This is a genomic window from Bradyrhizobium sp. B124, assembly GCF_038967635.1.
Lineage (GTDB): Bacteria > Pseudomonadota > Alphaproteobacteria > Rhizobiales > Xanthobacteraceae > Bradyrhizobium.
Genome location: NZ_CP152413.1, coordinates 8,540,699 through 8,557,993 on the forward strand (window position 1 = coordinate 8,540,699; position 17,295 = coordinate 8,557,993).

A 17,295-nucleotide genomic window follows, 5' to 3' on the forward strand; every position below is an offset into this window, starting at 1 on the left:
GTCAGTTCCTCAGCCGCGGATTGACCAGGATGTAGGCGATGTCGGCAATCAGGTTGAGCGTGATGTAGATCGTCGCCGTGGTCAGCACCACGCCCTGCACGACCGCGTAGTCGCGGTTGAATACGGCATCGACGATCAGCTTGCCGAAGCCCGGGATCGAGAAGATCTGCTCGGTGAGGACTGCGCCCGACAGCAGCGTGCCGAGCTCGAGCGCGCCGAGCGTGATGATCGGCGTCAGCGCGTTGCGCATCGCATGCTTGAGGATCACCGTGCGCTCGGAGAGGCCCTTGGCGCGCGCGGTGCGGACATAGTCGCTCTCGAGTACCTGCAGCATGGCGCTTCGGGTGTGCCGCATCAGGATCGCGGCGATCGCATTGCCGAGCACGAAGGCCGGCATGACGGATGCGGCGAGGCTCGCGCGCCAGTTTTCGCTCAGCGGCACGTAGCCGGAGGCCGGCAGCCAGCCAAGTTCGACGGAGAACAGGAAGATCAGCATGATGCCGAGCCAGAAATTCGGCGTCGAGATACCCCACAGCGCGAACAGATTGGCGCCGTAATCCCAGGCGGTGCCTTTCTTCACCGCCGAGACGATGCCGGCGGGAATCCCGATCAGGAAGGCGACCACGATCGCCATGCCGGCGATTTGCATCGTCACCGGCAGCTTCTGCGCGATTAGGCTCGACACCGGCATCTTGTTGCGCAGGGACTCGCCGAAGTCGCCCATCAGCACGCCCTTGACCCAATAGGCGTATTGCACCGGGATCGCTCGATCCAGGTGGTACTGCTGGCGGATCTGTTCGATGACGGCCGGATCGCGCTCCTCGCCGGCCATCACCAGTGCCGGATCGCCGGGCAGCAGGTGTTGCAGCGAGAAGATCAGGAGCGAGACGAAGAACAGCGTCGGGATCAGCTGAACCAGCCGCTTGGCGAGGAAGTTCAGCATCGTCGGCCCCGCGTGCCCTGCGCTGTGTTGGTCATTTCAATTTCAGCCCGACCACGCGCACCAATCCATCCGGCATCTGCCGGTAACCCTCAACTTTGGTGGTGTGCGCGATCAGGAGTGTGCGGTGATAGATGTAGATGATAGGCTCGTCATTGAGCACGATCTTGGTCATCTTCTCGTAGATCGCCTTGCGTTGGGCTGGATCGTTGATCAGCCGCGCATCTTCCATCAGCTTGTCGGCTTCCGCGTTGGAATAGCCGCCATCGTTCTGCGGCGCCTTGGTGTGCAGGAAGACATAGGAATTGCCGTCAGGATCGATCCGGCCGCTCCAGTTGATCTGAAACACCTGAAACTCGCCGGCTTGGGCCTGCTTGAAAGTCGTCGCAAATTCGACCACGCGGATCTTGATGTCGAAGCCCGCTTCGGCCGCCATCGACTGCACGACCTGGGCCACGGCCTCGTTCTCGGCCCCTTTGGGGACCATGTAGTCGATGGCGACGGGCAACGTGACACCGGCCTCCTTCAGCAGCGCCCTGGCCTTGGCAACGTCGCGTCCCCGAACCGGAAAAGCCTTCTGATAGTAAGGATGTACCGGGCTGACCCATTGATTGCCGGGCGTGAACTCACCGTTGAAGACGACCTGGTTAAGCGCCTCGCGGTCAATCGACAGGTCGAGCGCCTGGCGCACCCTTTCCGACTGGCTGAGCGGCCCCTTGCTCTTGTCGTTGCCGATGTTGATGGTGAGGCCGAGATAGCCGAGTTCGGGCGCGGTCGACAGCACGAGCCGTTTGTCGGCGCGGACGTCCTTGATGTCGGTGGCGAGCACGCGCTCGATCAGATCGAGCCCGCCGGACTTCAGATTGGCGAGCCGCACCGTGGCGTCGACGATAGGAAGGAACACGATGCGATCGATGAAGACGTTGTCCTTGTTCCAGTAATCCCCGAATTTCTCGAACACCATGCGGTCCTGCTGCACGCGTTCGACGAACTTGTAAGGGCCGGCGCAGACCGGATGCAGGCCGAATTTGTCGCCCGCTTCCTTCACCGCCTTCGGCGAGACCATCATGCCGGCGCGGTCGGTCAACTGGGCGATCAGCGGCGAGTAGGGCGTCTTGAGCACCAGTTTGATGGTCAGGGGATCGACGACGTCGACATGGTCGAGCGCGGCCAGTTCCGGTTTGCGAAACGAGGTCGGCAGCGTGAGATGGCGCTCCAGCGAGAATTTGGCGGCTTCGGCGTCGAACGGCTCACCGTCGTGGAACTTGACGCCCGGCCGGAGCTTGATCGTCATCTCCTTGCCGTCGGCCGAGTTCTCGTAGGACAGCGCGAGCTGCGGAACGATGTTCAGCTTCTCGTCGATGTCGAACAGCTTGTCGCAGAAGGCCGAAAAGACGATGCGGCCGACATAGGTGCGTCCGATTGAAGGATCGAGGATGTCGGGGTCCTCGGCCAGCCCGATGCGAAGCGTCGTCTCGGCACGCGCGCTCGTTCCGCACCAGGTCACGAGGGCCGCAATCAGGACCGCCAAGCGCCAAAATCTCATCGCCAACCCCTTAATCCCCTGCGCATTTGTTCCTTACGAAATAACCCCGGGCCGCCCCGAGGCTTCCGCCGCATTGAACGCCGCCACCAGCTTTTCCAGTGTCGGCGAGAACCCGCCATCGGACGGCACGATCGCCTCCGCGCCGGGCAGCTCGCCCGTCCGGTGACAGGCCGTTGCATATCCGGTGCCATCTTCGCGCAACTGCGGCACTTCGTTACGGCAGCGCGCGATCACATAGGGGCAGCGGGTGTGGAAGCGGCAGCCGGAGGGCGGATTGAGCGCGCTCGGCAGCTCGCCCTCCAGCACGATGCGGCTGCGCCTGGCGCGCGGCTTCGGCACCGGGATCGCCGACAGCAGCGCGCGGCTATAGGGATGGCGCGGGGCGGCGAACAGCGCTTGCGCCTCCGCCGTCTCGACGATGGTGCCGAGATTCATCACGGCGACGCGGTCGGCGATGTGCTTCACCACGGCGAGATCGTGCGAGACGAAGATGTAGGCGAGCTTCAGGCGATCCTGCAGGTCACGCAGCAAATTCAGGATCTGCGAGCGGATCGAGACGTCGAGCGCCGACACCGGCTCGTCGCAGATGATCAGCTTCGGCTCGACCGCAAGCGCGCGCGCAATCGCGATGCGCTGGCGTTGGCCGCCGGAGAATTCATGCGGATAGCGGCGCGCGAAGCGCGGCTCGAGCCCGACCAGACGCAGCAGTTCCTCGACCCGCTCGCGGCGGCCCGCCGCCGGGACAAGATTGTGCAGCGCCAGCGGCTCGGTCAGGATCTGGCTCACCGTCATGCGCGGGTTGAGCGAGGCGTAGGGGTCCTGGAAGATCAGCTGCGCGTCGCGGCGGAACGCGCGCAGCTGCTCGGCATTGAGCGCGCCGAGGTCGCGGCCTTCGAAGCTGACACGTCCGGCGTCCGGCTCGATCAGCCGCAGCACCAGGCGGCTGACGGTGGATTTGCCGCAGCCGGATTCGCCGACCAGCGCCAGCGTCTTGCCGGCCTCGACCGTGAAGCTGACGCCGTCGACCGCCTTCACATAAGCGGTTGGCCGGCCGAACACCGAGCGTTCGGCGACGAAATGCTTCACAAGCCCCTCGACCTCGAGCAGCGCAGTCATGATACCAGCTGCTCCAGGGGCGCGCGGATGCAGCGCGAAGCGTGGGTCGGGCTCAGCAGCGTGAGCGGCGGCGGCGACCGGGTGCAGGCATCTTCCACGAACGGACAGCGCGCGGCAAAGCGGCAGCCCGCCGGCGGGTTCATCATGTTCGGCACCATGCCCTCGATCGTGGCGAGATGGCTGGTGCGGCGGTCGAGCCGCGGGATCGAGCCGAGCAGGCCGACCGTGTAGGGATGCTGCGGATTGGCAAACAGCTCGTCGACCGGCGCGCGCTCGACGATCTCGCCGGCATACATCACCGCGACCTCGTCGCAGACTTCGGCGACCACGCCGAGATCGTGGGTGATCAGGATGATCGCCGCGCCGCTGGCGGCCTTCAGCTCGCGCATCAAATCGAGGATCTGCGCCTGCAGCGTAACGTCGAGCGCGGTGGTCGGCTCGTCGGCGATCAAGAGCTGCGGATCGCAGGCCAGCGCCATCGCGATCATCACGCGCTGGCGCATGCCGCCGGAGAGCTTGTGCGGATATTCGTCGATGCGCTTCTCGGGCGAGGAGATATGCACGCGGCGCAGCAGCTCGATGGTGCGCTCGCGCGCCGCGCGCCGGGAACCGCCACGGTGGCGCAAAATGGTCTCGGCGATCTGGTCGCCGATGGTGAAGCTCGGGTTGAGCGAGGTCATCGGCTCCTGAAAGATCATCGCGAGACGATTGCCGCGCAGGTCGCGCAGCGTCGCGTCCGGCACGTCGAGCAGGTCGAAGCCGTCGAAGCGGATCGCGCCGGAGACTGCGGCGGACTGCTTCGGCAACAGCCCCATGATGGCGAGCGAGGTGACGCTCTTGCCGCAGCCGGACTCGCCGACCAGGCCGAGCGTGGCGCCGTTGGCGACGGAAAGGTCGACGCTGTCGACGGCATGCGTCATGCGGCCGTCGTCACCCTGGAAGGTGACGCGCAGGCCCTCGATCTCGATCAGCGGGCCGGCGGTCATTCGCGGCTCTTGGTTGCCGCTGCGATGCCGGCCTCGATCCTGGCGCGGTCGCTGATTCCGGCCGGATTGTCGCGGGTCGGCATGAAACCCCGGAACGGCACCCAGTGTTCGCGGCTGACCGCTTCCAACCGTTCCAGCTCGCGCAAGGGATCGGCGTGGTCGTCGACCCGCAGGTCGAGCAACGGCCATTGCTCGGTGCCGTGGATCAGAAGGGCCGCCGATTGCCTGCCGCGCTTGTCGCCGCCGGCCGCCTCGCCGGCGAACATCGCCTTGATCAGCCGCTCCGCGAACGGCAGCTTCGCGTTCGCGGCATAGACGCGCGCGGTCTCGTCGAGCACGGCGGGCCCGGCCAGCATATTGCCGGCGATCGAGAAGCCGTCGCCGGCGATATGGCCGAACCAGTCGATGCAATCCTTGCCGGAGTGCGCGGCGATCCGGCCCTTGCTGTCCATGACATGCAGCTGCCGGCTCTCGCGGCCGCCGTCAGGCGCGAGCAGCGCGGCGATCGTCTCATGCGGGCTCTTGCCGCTGCGTAACAGCGCGAGGCCGTCGATGCCGTAATAGGGATTGACCAGCGCCTGCGTCGCAATGGCGCCGATGTCAGGTGCGATATGCGGCACGAGGGCGCCAACCGCAAAGAACCGCGTCGCGACGGCGATGCCGAGCTGGCCGGTGGCGCTGTCGCGGGCGATGATCGACCAGGTCATCTCGTGTCTCTTCTCCCTCTCCACGCTCTTCGCGGGGTCGAGACGAGCGGAGCTCGCTCTGAGAGGGTTGGGTTGAGGGGCTCGTTCCGCGAAAGCGGCAGACGTCGGGTTTGCGGAGGCTCCCCCTCACCCGGATCGTATCTTCGATGCGACATAGCCGAAGCTCCGCTTCGGCGTTCTTGAGGACGGCCGCCGTAGGCGGCCTGTGCCTCTCCCCGCAAGCGGGGCGAGGTGGAGTTTGAGGCTTGGCCTGCAATTCGATCCGACGTCATCATGATCCGATGGTCATCTCGTCTAGCGGCCCGCAGCGTAACCCTGCATGCCGCGCGGGTTGGCGGCGGCGCGGCGGCGGGGGCCGACCTTCGAGGCCGCGGTGAGGCGGCCTTCCGACCAATCCGGGCCAATCTCCACCACATGGCCGCGACGTTTCAACTCGTCGATGGTCGATTTCGGCACGCGATTTTCCAGCACCAGCACGCCGGGCCGCGAAGTGCGCGGCCAGAACGAGATCGGGAAATGCTCGGAGTGCCAGGCCGGCGCGTCGATCGCCTCCTGCAAATTGAGCCTGGCGTGGACATGGCGCAGGAAGAACTGCGTGATCCACTGATCCTGCTGGTCGCCGCCCGGCGAGCCCCAGGAGAGATACGGTTCGCCGTCGCGCAGCGCCATGGTCGGTGACAGCGTGGTGCGCGGCCGCTTGCCCGGCGCCAGCGAGGCCGGGTGGTTTTCCTCCAGCCAGAACATCTGGGCGCGGCTGCCGAGGCAGAAGCCGATCTCGGGAATCACCGGCGAGGATTGCAGCCAGCCACCGGACGGCGTCGCCGAGATCATGTTGCCGGCCTTGTCGATGATGTCGAAATGTACGGTGTCGCCGCGCACCTCGCCGAACCGGCCGACCGTCGGTTCGCCCGCGCCCATGGCGCCGACCGCCTCGCGATGCCCTTCGGCGTGTCGCAGCTTCACGACGCCGCCGAAGCCTGTGACCGAGCCGGGGCGAAAATCGAGCGAAGCCTTGTCGCGTGAGATCAGCTTGCGCCGTTCGTTGTTATAGGCATCGGACAGCAGCGTTTCGATCGGGATATCGGTGAACTTTGGATCGCCGTAGAACGTCTCGCGATCGGCATAGGCGAGCTTGGCGGCTTCGATCTGCAAATGGATGAAGTCGGGGCCCGCGGGATCGAGCCCGTCGAGCTCAAAGCCCTTGAGCAGCGCGAGCTGCTGCAGCATCACCGGACCCTGGCTCCAGACGCCGCACTTCTGCACGGTGTAGCGGCCGTAATCGTAGGTCAGCGGCGCCTCGATGGTCGGCTGCCAGCGCGCCATGTCGTCGGCCGACAGCACGCCGCGATGCGGCGAGCCGGAGACGTCCATCACCTCCTGGCTGCGGCAGAATCTGTCGATCGCTTCGGCGACGAAGCCCTTCGACCAGGCCTGCCGCGCGCGCTCGATCTGCGCGACGCGGTCGCCGCCTGCGCTCTCCGCCTCGGTCAGGATGCGTGCGTAGGTCTCCGCGAGCTTCCTGTTGGTGAAGATGGTGCCGGGCTTCGGCACCTCGCCATCAGGCAGATAGACCTCGGCCGACGTGGGCCAGTATTTCCGGAACAGCTGCTCGACGGTCTTGATGGTGGCGGAGGCGCGCTCGACCAGCGGATGGCCGTCGCGGGCATAGGCGATCGCGGGCTCCAGCACGTCGCGCAGCTTCATCGTGCCGTAGTCGCGCAGCAACAGCATCCAGGTTTCGAACGTGCCGGGCACGCAGGCCGCGAGCAGGCCGGTGCCGGGCACCATTTCGAGGCCTTCGCTGTGATAATGCGCGATCGTCGCCTTGGCCGGCGCCGGTCCCTGGCCGCAGATCACTTCGGTTTTGCCACGCTTGACGTCGTGCACGATGAGCGGGACGTCGCCGCCGGGGCCGTTCAGATGCGGCTCGACCACCTGCAACGTGAACGCCGCCGCAACGCCGGCGTCGAAGGCGTTGCCGCCTTTCTCCAACGCCGCCATGCCGACGGCGGTCGCGATCCAGTGGGTCGAGGTGACGACGCCGAAGGTGCCTTCGATCTCGGGCCTTGTGGTGAACGGATCGGGATTGACGTTGCTCATGGGGCTGCGCTTCCGGCTAGGTCTTGTGGCGCGCGCACTTGATCACAGGCCGGCTGGTATGCCAACCGCTTGGTGGACATGGCCGCTCCCATCCGCGTGATCATGCCGGAACGGCGGCGGCAGGGCTGTTGACGGCGTGGCAGGCGACGCCGTCGATCAGTTCCGGCGCCTTCTCGCGGCAGAGATCGAAGGCGAGGGGACAGCGCGGATTGAACGCGCAGCCCCGCGGCGGATCGATCGGGTTTGGAATCTCCCCTTTGACCGGGATCCGTTGGCGGCCGGACATCGTAAGGTCCGGAACCGCGCCGAGCAGCATCTTGGTGTAGGGCATCCGCGGGTTCTCGAACAATTTTCGGCCCTCGGCGATCTCGACGATGCGGCCGAGATACATCACGCCGATTCTCGTCGCCATGTGGCGGACAACCGCGAGATTGTGGCTGATGAAGAGATAGGTCAGGCCGAACTTGTCCTGCAGGTCGCGCATCAGATTGAGTATCTGCGCTTGCACCGAGACGTCGAGCGCCGAGGTCGGCTCGTCGCAGACGATGAATTCGGCCTCGGACGCCAGTGCGCGGGCGATCGCGATGCGCTGGCGCTGGCCGCCGGAAAATTCGTGCGGGAATTTTTGGCCGTCGTCGGGGTGCAGGCCGACCAGCGAGAGCAAGTCGCCGACCCGGGCCTTGATGTCGCGTTCACCCTCGATCAGGTCGAAGGCGCGGATCGGCTCGGCGACGATGGCGGCGACCCGGTAGCGCGGATTGAGGCTGGCATAGGGGTCCTGGAAGACCATCTGGATGCGCCGACGCAGCCGGCGGCGCGCCTGCGCCTGCCGCGGATCGGTCATCGAGACGCCGTCGATGACGACTTCGCCCGAGCTCGGCGGCAGCAGGCCGACGACCATGCGCGCAACCGTGGTCTTGCCGGAGCCGGATTCGCCGACCAGCGCAAACGTCTCGCCGCGCTTGATGTCGAAGCTGACGCCGTCGACGGCTTTCAGGAATTCGAGATGGCCGCCCTCGATCACGCGGTTGAGCCACGGCTTGGAGACGTCGAAGACGCGGCGCAGGTTCTTGACCTCGATCAGCGTCCCGCTCATGCCGCCGTCTCCTTCGCCGGCTCGAACAGATGGCAGGCGACCGATTGGGTGCCCTGCCGGATCGGCTCGGGGCGTTCGATGCGGCACCGATCGAAGACAAACGCGCAGCGTGGATTGAACGGGCAGCCGGGCGGGATTGCCGACAGCCGCGGCATCGAGCCCGGGATCTGCACCAGGCGCTTGTCCTCGCCCGCGAGCGTTGGGATCGCGCCCATCAAGCCCCTGGCGTAGGGATGCAACGGGTTGCGCACCACCTCCTGCACCGGGCCGATCTCGGCGATGCGGCCGGAATACATCACTGCGACGCGGTCGCAGGTCTCGGCGATCACGCCCATGTCGTGGGTGACCAGCATCACGGCAGTGCCGTGGTCGCGGCCGAGCCGCTTGATCAGCGTGATGATCTGCGCCTGCACGGAGACGTCGAGCGCGGTGGTCGGCTCGTCGGCGATGATCAGCTCGGGCTCGGCGCAGATCGCAAGTGCGATGACGACGCGCTGGCGCATCCCGCCGGAGAATTCGTGCGGGTAGCCGTCGATGCGCTTCTCCGGCGCGGGGATGCCGACCTCGGCCAGCAGATCGATGGCGCGCCGGCGTGCGGCGCTCTCGCTCAGATTGGTGTGGGTGCGAATGGTCTCGATGATCTGGTCGCCGATCCGGTAGAGCGGATTGAGGCTGGTCAGCGGATCCTGGAAGATCATGCCGATCCGCTTGCCCCTGATGCGCCGGATCTCCTCCGGCGGAAGATGGTCGATCCGGGTGCCCGACAGCTCGATCTGGCCGCCGGAGATACGGCCGGGCGGATCGATCAGCCCGATCACCGCAAGCCCGGTGACCGATTTGCCGGCGCCGGACTCGCCGACCACACCGAGCACCTCGCCCTTGGCGATGTCGAACGACACACCGTTGATGGCGCGCAGCGTCGCGCGGCGGGTGACGAATTCCACCTCGAGATTGCGCACGGAGAGAACAGGCTGGGTCATCGGAGCCTTGGGTTCAATGCGTCGCGCAGCCAGTCGCCGAGCAGATTGATGGAGAGGATCAGGCCTGCCAGTGCGATGCCCGGGAAGGCGACGATCCACCATTCGCCGGCAAACAGGTAGTTGTTGCCGATCCGGATCAGGGTGCCGAGCGAGGGCATGGTGTCGGGCATGCCGGCGCCGAGGAAAGACAGCGTCGCCTCGGTGATGATCGCGAGCGCGAGGTTGATGGTGGCGATGACCAGGATCGGGCCCATCGTGTTCGGCAGCACGTGCCGCAGCATGATCTTCGGCGCCGGCAGGCCGATCAGCTGCGCCGCCGCCACATAATCCTTGTTCTTCTCGACCATGACCGAGCCGCGCACGGTGCGGGCATATTGCACCCAGAAACTGAGGCCGATCGCGATGATCAGCACGCCGAACGTACTCATTTCGTCGAGCCGGTTGCCGAGCAGCGATTTGGCGACACCGTTGACCAGGAGCGCGATCAGGATCGCCGGGAAGGTGAGCTGCACGTCGGCGATCCGCATGATCACGCTGTCGACCACGCCGCCGAAATAACCGGCGACCAGCCCAAGGGCGATCCCGAGCGCGCCGGCGAAGACCACGCCGGCAACGCCGACCGCAAGCGAGATGCGCAGGCCGTAGAGGATCGCTGAGAGCACGTCGCGGCCCTGCTCGTCGGTGCCGAGCAGGAACGGACTCTGGCCGTCGGCGGTCCACAACGGCGCGATCCGCGAATTGATCAGCTGCAGCTGCGCCGGATCGAACGGGTTCTGCACCGCAAGCCATGACGCAAAGATTGCCAGCAGGAAGAACAACAGCGTGATCACGGCGGCGACCATCGTCAGCCTGGAACGGCGGAACGAATAGAGGATGTCGCTGTCGAGCGTGCGCCCGAACCAGCCGGCAGGTGCCTGTGGGTGATCTTCGGAGCGATGGGGGACGACGGCGTCGGACATCGGTTGCCCCCTCACGCCGCGCGGCCAATGGTCGAGCGCAATCGCGGATCGACCACGGTGTAGAGGATGTCGACCACGAGATTGATGGTGACGAAGATCAGCGAGACCATCAGGAGATACGCGGCCATGATCGGGATATCGACGTTTTGCACGGCCTGCACGAACAGAAGTCCCATGCCCGGCCATTGGAACACGGTTTCGGTGATGATCGAGAAAGCAATTACCGAGCCAAACTGCAGGCCGGCCACGGTGATCACCGGAACCAGGGTGTTCTTCAGCGCATGGCCGAAATGGATCGCGCGCGTGGTCAGCCCGCGGGCGCGGGCGAAGCGGATATAGTCGGTCCGCAGCACTTCCAGCATTTCGGCGCGCACCAGCCGCATGATCAGCGTCATCTGGAACAATCCGAGCGTGATCGCCGGCATGATCAGGGCCTTCAGGCCGGAGACGGTGAGCAGCCCGGTGGTCCACCAGCCGAGCTTTACCACCTCGCCGCGGCCGAAGGAGGGCAGCCAGCCCAACGTCACCGCGAATAGATAGATCAGGAGGATGCCGATCAGGAAGGTCGGTAGCGAAATGCCGATCAGCGATACGGCCTGGAATAATTTGGCGAGCACGGTGTCGCGGCGCAGCGCCGAGTAGACCCCCATCAGGATGCCGGCGACCATCGCGAACAGCGTGGCGCAGATCGCAAGCTCCAGCGTCGCCGGCAGGCGCTCGGCCAGCAGCGATGAGACCGGCAGGCGGAACTGGTAGGACACGCCAAACTTGAACTGCAGCGCATTGATGAAGTAGCGGCCGAACTGCACCAGCACCGAATCATTCAGGCCGAGCGAGCGCCGGATTTCAGCGCGTTGCGCGGCCGAGGTGTCGATCGAGACGATCTGGCTCACCGGATCACCGGCGAAGCGGAACATCGCGAACGCAATGACGCCTACGGCGAGCATCACGCCGATCGCCTGCAGCACGCGGCGAAGAGTGAAAGCGAGCATCTCTACCTTTCACTGCTTTTGACATCCGGCGCGCGCGGCTTTGCGCGGCCGAAAACCGAGAGGTCCCGGAAGCCTGCGCTTCCGGGACCCAATTCGCTGCAACCACTATTCACCTTGTTTGGTCGCCCAGTAGAGCAGCACCTGGTTGTCTGCGCGCTGGGTCAATTTGACCTTCTTTGACACGCCCCACACCAGCGGTTGCTGATGCAGCGGAATGTAGCCGTAATCCTTGATGACGATCTCGTAGGCTTGCTTGATCAACTGGTCGCGCTTGGCAGTGTCAGTCTCGACCAGAACCTTGTCGGCGAGCGCGTCGACTTCCTTGTTGCAGTAACCGCCGAGATTGGCTTCGCCTCGGGTGGAGTCCTTCGGGTCGTCGCGGCAGCCGAGGATGTCGTGCAGCACGTTGTGGGAATCCGATGTCGCAGGCGTCCAGCCCAGCATGAACAACGAGGTCTGGTAGCCGCCGGGCTTCAGCACCTTGGCGAAATACTGTGCCTTCGGCTGCGCCAGCAGGTTCACCTTGACGCCGATGCGGGCCAGCATGCCGACCACCGCCTGGCAGATCGCGGCGTCGTTGACGTAGCGGTCGTTCGGGCAATCCATCGTGACTTCAAAGCCGTTCGGATAGCCCGCCTCGGCCAACAGCTTCTTGGCGCCATCGGGATCGAGCTTCGGCCGGGTGAACTCCTTCGACAGCGGATAGAGTTCGGGCGCGATCATCAGCGTCGAGGGCGTCGACATGCCGCGCATGACGCGGGTCTTGATCAGGTCGACGTCGATCGTCTTGTAGAAGGCTTCGCGGACCTTGATGTCCTTGAACGGATTCTTGCCCTTGACGTTGGAGTACAGCAGCTCGTCGCGCGCCATGTCCATGCCGATGAAGATGGTGCGGATCTCCGGCGCGGTCATGACGGTGGCGACGCCGCTGGAATTGACGCGCTGGATGTCCTGCAGCGGAACCGGCTCGATGACATCGACCTCGCCCGAGAGCAGCGCGGCAACGCGGGTGGCGTCGGAGCCGATCGGGGTGAAGATGATCTCCTGGAGATTATGCTCGGGCTTGCGCCAATAGCCTGGAAACGCCTTGAACACGGTCTTCACGCCGGGCTGGTGGCTCTCGATCGTGAAGGGGCCGGTGCCGTTCTCGTGCAGCGCTGCGTAGCTCGGCGTGGTCGCGGAGGCCGGCGTCGGTGCGACGGCGTTGTTCTCCTCGCACCACTTCTTGTCCATGATGTACCAGCTATCCCACTGCGAGGTCAGGATGGGATTGGGCGAATCCAGTGTCACGTCGACCGTGTAGTCGTCGACCTTGGTGAACTTGGCGTCGGCCGGGACATTGCTGAGGAAATTGGAGCCCTTGGCGCGGACGCGGTCGGCGGAGAACAGCACGTCGTCGGCGGTGAAAGGATCACCATTGTGGAATTTCACGCCCTTGCGCAGATGGAAGCGCCATTTGGTCGGGCTCAGCGTCTCCCAGCTTTCCGCCAGTGCCGGAATGATCTTGAGGTCCTTGTCGCGCGCGGTGAGGCCCTCGTAGACGTGGGCGTGGTGCGCGATCGTCGTGGTTTCCTTCAGCGTGTAAGGATCCAGCGACTTCAGCTCGCCCTGATTGGCATATTTCAGTGTCTGGGCCGATGCCGGCAAGGCAAGGGCAACCAGCGCGACGGCAGTCGCCGCAAACAAACTCCAACGTACCGACATGTGATCCCGCGTCCCCGTTTTTGTCCGCCGGCTGCTTTGTCCGGCTGGTATTATTGATGCATGTTGCCAGAGTTTACCGGCCGCGCAAGCGCGATTTCCCAAAGGGTTAATCGGTTCGCGCGGGTGCGGCGCAATGAATGCGCAAGGAGAGTAGGCGGTCGGTGCGGGCGCGTGACATTCGACTTTCGGAGTGCCACTTGCCGATCACCGGAATGATCGCCGGCGAGCCGGCAGATGCCGGTCCCGCCAAGCGGTTTGGAGCGGTCGCTCCAAACGGTTTGGAGCCGTCGTTCCAAACGGTTTGGTTGACCATAACGGATGATTGAGGCCGACTATCCATCGGGGCAGGTACGGCTCGCTTGCGTGACCGGCCCCGTCCCGGCGATACTAAGGCGGGCCAGGCGCATTTGAGGAGGCGGATATGAAGGTCAACGTCGAGATAGATTGTACGCCCCTTGAAGCGCGGCAGTTCTTCGGCCTGCCGGACGTGGCACCGATGCAGAACGCGGTGATGGACAGGCTGCAGCAGCAGATGCTGTCGAACATCGAGAAGGTTTCGCCGGAAGCGTTGCTGCAAAGCTGGTTCACTTTCGATCCCAAGCTCGCCGAGCGCTTCCAGGACATGTTCGTGACGATGGCCGGCCTCGGCGGCATGGGCAAAAAGGACAAGAAATAGTGGCGGCCGCGAAAGGGAGCGTTGATGCGGCCGAACGCCGGTTGCGTCCACCCAGCCTGTTGCTGATGCTGGCGGAAGCGCGCGGCGTGCTCGAGCTGAATTCGAGCCTGCTGCTGTCGCCGCTGCTGATGCAGGCGCCGAAGGGCGACGGTCATCCGGTGCTGGCGCTGCCCGGCTTCCTCGCCAGCGACCTTTCGATGGCGCCGATGCGGCGCTATCTGAAGGAGCTCGGCTATGACGCCTACGCCTGGAACATGGGCCGCAATTTCGGCGGCATCTCCAGCAGGCGGACTGCGCTGCGCGACCTGCTGAAACGCGTCCATGAGGCGTCGGGGCGCAAGGTCTCGATCATCGGCTGGAGCCTCGGCGGCGTCTATGCGCGCGACCTGGCGTCGCAGATGCCTGAGCTGGTGCGCTCCATCATCACGCTGGGCAGCCCGTTCGCCGACGATATCCGCGCCACCAATGCGACCCGGCTGTACGAGCTGCTGTCCGGCGAGGGGGTGGACGATATTCCCGAGATTCGTGCGGCGATCGCCGGCGACATGCCGGTGCCGGCAACCTCGATCTATTCCCGCACCGACGGCATTGTGAACTGGCGGACCTCGCGGGTGCGGCCGTCGGCGACTGCCGAGAACGTCGAGGTGCACTTCGCCAGCCACCTCGGCCTCGGCGTCAACCCCGCGGCGCTGTGGGCGATCGCGGACCGGCTGGCGCAGCCGGAAGGCGAGTTCCGGCATTTTGGCCGCTCGGGCCCCTTTGCCATTGCCTATGGGCCGGCAGAACAGGCACTATCCTGACCGAACGACGAGAAGCGCCGCCAAGGCGCCCGCGTGAGTTGGCTCTCGGGAGGAGATCATGAGCGACGCCAAAAAGCTGTCCTCGCTGGACGCATCGTTTCTGTATCTGGAAACGCCGGAAATGCCGATGCATGTCGGCAGCATGGCGATCTTCCGGCTGCCCGACGGCTACAAGGGCGACTTCTTCGAGGAGTTCAAGGCGATGATCGCCTCGCGGCTGCACATTGCGCCGATCCTCAAGGCGCGTCTGCAGAAGGCGCCGCTCGACATCGATCATCCGTCCTGGGTCGAGGACGACCAGTTCGACATCGACCGCCACATCTTCCGCGCCAGCCTGCCCGCGCCGCACGACCGCGCGACGCTGGAGCGCATCGTCGGCTGGATGCACGCCAAGCTGTTGAACCGCGCCCGCCCGCTCTGGGAGTTCTACGTCTTCGAGGGCATGAAGGACAACGAGATCGGGCTTTATTCCAAGATGCACCACGCCTGCATCGACGGCGGCGCCGGCGCGGCGCTGACCAGCATGATCTACGACCTCACGCCGGTGCCCCGGCAGATCGAGCCGCCAAGCGCGAAAAAGGTCGCGCAGGAGCCGCGCGACATCGCGGCCAATTTGATCGACGCCTATCAGCAGCTCTGGACCCAGCCGTTCGAGGCGGCCGCCACCGCACAGAAGAGCCTGGAGCTGCCGCGCTCCGGCAAGAGCGACCTCGGCTCGATCCTGTTCGACAATGCCATGTTCCAGATCGAGAGCGCGGTGAAGTTCGCCGGCGCCATGCCGACCGTGCTCAAGAGCCTGTCCGACGTCGTCGCCAAGATCGCCGATCCGAGGTCGCGCGAGAGTCTGCAGGCGATGTCCTCGCCGCCGACCATCCTCAACAAGGCGATCTCGTCGGAGCGCAGCTTTGCCGGCACCTCGATCTCGCTGTCGCGCGCCAAGGCGCTGGCGAAGGCCTCGGGCGGCAAGCTCAACGACGTCGTGCTGGCGCTCGCCTCCGGCGTGGTGCGGCGCTATCTGATCAGCCAGGGCGCGCTGCCGAACAAGTCGCTGACGGCCGGCGTGCCGATCTCGCTGCGCGAGGAAGGCAACGCCGAATCCAACAACCAGGTGTTCGGCATGATCTGCTCGATCGCGACCGACGTCGAGGACCCGAAGAAGCGGCTCGAGACCATCATCGCGCAATCCACCAAGTCCAAGGAGATGTCGCATCCGCTGCGCGCCCTGGTGCCGCAGGTCTCCAACATCTCGCTGCTCGGCGCACCGATCCTGGTGCAGGTCATGGCGCTGCTCTACAGCCGCTCCGACCTGTCCAACGTGCTGCCGCCGGCGACCAACATCACGGTGTCGAACGTGCCGGGGCCGCGGCAGACGCTGTACGCGGCCGGCGCAGAGCTGCTGCACATCTTCCCGGTCTCGATCTCGACCCACGGGATCGCGCTCAACATCACCGTGCAGAGCTACCGCGATCAGCTCGATTTCGGCTTCATCGTCGGTGCCAACATCATTCCGCATGTGCAGGTGATGTGCGACATGCTGCCGCTCGAATTCGATGCACTCGAGGCGGCGTTCGCGCCGCCGCCTGCCGACATCAAGGGCGCGGCCGAATAGGAATCCTGTCAATGATCGAAATGCCACCGCTGCAGTTCGCCGAGACCAACGGCATCCGCATGGGGTTTTACGAAGCTGGCCCCAAGACCGACACGCCGCCCGTGGTGTTGTGCCACGGCTGGCCAGAACTGGCGTTCTCCTGGCGCCACCAGATCAAGGCGCTGGGTGAGGCCGGCATCCGGGTGATTGCGCCCGATCAGCGCGGCTATGGCGCGACCGACCGGCCGGAACCGGTCGAAGCCTATGATATGGAGCACCTGACCGGCGATCTGGTCGGCCTGCTCGACCATCTCAAGATCGACAAGGCGATCTTCGTCGGCCACGACTGGGGCGGCTTTGTCGTCTGGCAGATGCCGCTCAGGCATCCGTCGCGGGTTGCCGGCGTCGTCGGCGTCAACACGCCGCATTTGAACCGCGCGCCGATGGATCCGATCGCGCTGTTCCGCCAGCGCTTCGGCGACCAGATGTACATCGTCCAGTTCCAGGATCCGGCGCGCGAGCCCGACCGCATCTTCGGCAGCCGCGTGGAGCAGACCTTCGACGCCTTCATGCGCAAGCCGGCGGCCCGCCCCGCAGGCACGCCGGAGGAACAGCCGATCGCCGGCGTCGGCGCCTCGGCGCGGCTGAACCTGGCGTTCCCGCAGATGATCGCGAACTACGACGCCAAGCACGATCCGCGGACGCCGATCTTGTCCGCGGATGAGAAGAAGGTGTTCGTCGACACCTTCACCAGGACCGGCTTCACCGGCGGCATCAACTGGTATCGCAACTTCACCCGCAACTGGGAACGTTCGGCGGGGCTGGACCACAATGTGCGGGTGCCGTCGCTGATGATCATGGCCGAGAACGACGCGGTGCTGCCGCCCTCGGCGGCCGACGGCATGGAGAAGCTGGTGCCGGACCTCGAAAAATATCTGGTCCACGACAGCGGCCATTGGACGCAGCAGGAAAAGCCGGACGAGGTCAGCGCCAAGCTGATCGAGTGGCGTAAGCGAAAATTCGGCTAGGCGTCATCCTGAGGTGCGCGCCGGCTTCGGCGCGCCTCGAAGGATGAGAGGGACTGGAGCAAGCGGCCATCCTTCGA

Annotated in this window: 15 protein-coding genes; 4 read left to right on the forward strand and 11 right to left on the reverse strand. The window is 65.2% G+C overall.

Annotated elements, in window-relative coordinates:
- Position 1 precedes the first annotated feature (1 nt).
- From AAFG13_RS39945 to AAFG13_RS39995, 11 genes are all read right to left on the reverse strand, one after another.
- The gene (locus AAFG13_RS39945; RefSeq protein WP_342710401.1) at positions 2-943 is read right to left on the reverse strand and encodes an ABC transporter permease; all 942 of its coding nucleotides are present in this window, start codon (positions 941-943) and stop codon (positions 2-4) included.
- A 31-nt stretch (positions 944-974) separates the two neighbouring features.
- Positions 975-2,486, reverse strand: coding sequence for an ABC transporter substrate-binding protein (locus AAFG13_RS39950; RefSeq protein WP_342710402.1), 1,512 nt, complete (start codon positions 2,484-2,486; stop codon positions 975-977).
- 33 nt (positions 2,487-2,519) lie between these two features.
- Positions 2,520-3,602, reverse strand: a complete 1,083-nt coding sequence (locus AAFG13_RS39955; RefSeq protein ID WP_212311233.1) for a dipeptide ABC transporter ATP-binding protein — start codon at positions 3,600-3,602, stop codon at positions 2,520-2,522.
- Positions 3,599-4,588 (reverse strand): ABC transporter ATP-binding protein, encoded by a 990-nt coding sequence (locus AAFG13_RS39960; protein WP_342710403.1) that lies wholly within the window; start codon positions 4,586-4,588, stop codon positions 3,599-3,601. Before AAFG13_RS39960 ends, AAFG13_RS39955 begins: the two co-directional genes overlap by 4 nt.
- Entirely contained in the window at positions 4,585-5,295 is a 711-nt protein-coding gene (locus AAFG13_RS39965; RefSeq protein WP_342710404.1) for a DUF1028 domain-containing protein, read from the reverse strand. Before AAFG13_RS39965 ends, AAFG13_RS39960 begins: the two co-directional genes overlap by 4 nt.
- 294 nt (positions 5,296-5,589) lie before the next feature.
- A complete protein-coding gene (locus AAFG13_RS39970) occupies positions 5,590-7,395 on the reverse strand; it encodes a gamma-glutamyltransferase family protein (RefSeq protein ID WP_342710405.1) in 1,806 nt (601 codons plus the stop codon).
- A gap of 100 nt (positions 7,396-7,495) precedes the next feature.
- Positions 7,496-8,491 (reverse strand): oligopeptide/dipeptide ABC transporter ATP-binding protein, encoded by a 996-nt coding sequence (locus AAFG13_RS39975; RefSeq protein ID WP_342710406.1) that lies wholly within the window; start codon positions 8,489-8,491, stop codon positions 7,496-7,498.
- Complete coding sequence (locus AAFG13_RS39980; protein WP_342710407.1) at positions 8,488-9,471, reverse strand: ABC transporter ATP-binding protein; 984 nt, start codon at positions 9,469-9,471, stop codon at positions 8,488-8,490. The genes AAFG13_RS39975 and AAFG13_RS39980 overlap by 4 nt, the downstream gene beginning before the upstream one ends.
- Positions 9,468-10,430, reverse strand: a complete 963-nt coding sequence (locus AAFG13_RS39985; protein WP_212311227.1) for an ABC transporter permease — start codon at positions 10,428-10,430, stop codon at positions 9,468-9,470. The genes AAFG13_RS39980 and AAFG13_RS39985 overlap by 4 nt, the downstream gene beginning before the upstream one ends.
- Before the next feature lie 11 nt (positions 10,431-10,441).
- Positions 10,442-11,422 (reverse strand): ABC transporter permease, encoded by a 981-nt coding sequence (locus AAFG13_RS39990; RefSeq protein WP_342710408.1) that lies wholly within the window; start codon positions 11,420-11,422, stop codon positions 10,442-10,444.
- A gap of 105 nt (positions 11,423-11,527) precedes the next feature.
- Positions 11,528-13,126 (reverse strand): ABC transporter substrate-binding protein, encoded by a 1,599-nt coding sequence (locus AAFG13_RS39995; protein ID WP_176532700.1) that lies wholly within the window; start codon positions 13,124-13,126, stop codon positions 11,528-11,530.
- Positions 13,127-13,547: 421 nt separating this feature from the next.
- On the opposite strand from AAFG13_RS39995, the gene AAFG13_RS40000 reads away from it, so the two are divergent.
- From AAFG13_RS40000 to AAFG13_RS40015, 4 genes are all read left to right on the forward strand, one after another.
- Positions 13,548-13,802: a DUF6489 family protein gene (locus tag AAFG13_RS40000; RefSeq protein WP_038383850.1), complete on the forward strand. Its 255-nt coding sequence runs from the start codon at positions 13,548-13,550 to the stop codon at positions 13,800-13,802.
- Between the two features lie 65 nt (positions 13,803-13,867).
- Complete coding sequence (locus tag AAFG13_RS40005; RefSeq protein WP_249131381.1) at positions 13,868-14,602, forward strand: alpha/beta fold hydrolase; 735 nt, start codon at positions 13,868-13,870, stop codon at positions 14,600-14,602.
- A 58-nt stretch (positions 14,603-14,660) separates the two neighbouring features.
- Positions 14,661-16,211 carry a wax ester/triacylglycerol synthase family O-acyltransferase gene (locus AAFG13_RS40010; RefSeq protein WP_212311223.1) on the forward strand — a complete coding sequence of 517 codons (1,551 nt, stop codon included), beginning with the start codon at positions 14,661-14,663 and terminating at the stop codon, positions 16,209-16,211.
- Positions 16,212-16,222: 11 nt separating this feature from the next.
- Complete coding sequence (locus tag AAFG13_RS40015; protein ID WP_342710409.1) at positions 16,223-17,218, forward strand: alpha/beta hydrolase; 996 nt, start codon at positions 16,223-16,225, stop codon at positions 17,216-17,218.
- Positions 17,219-17,295: the final 77 nt, after the last annotated feature.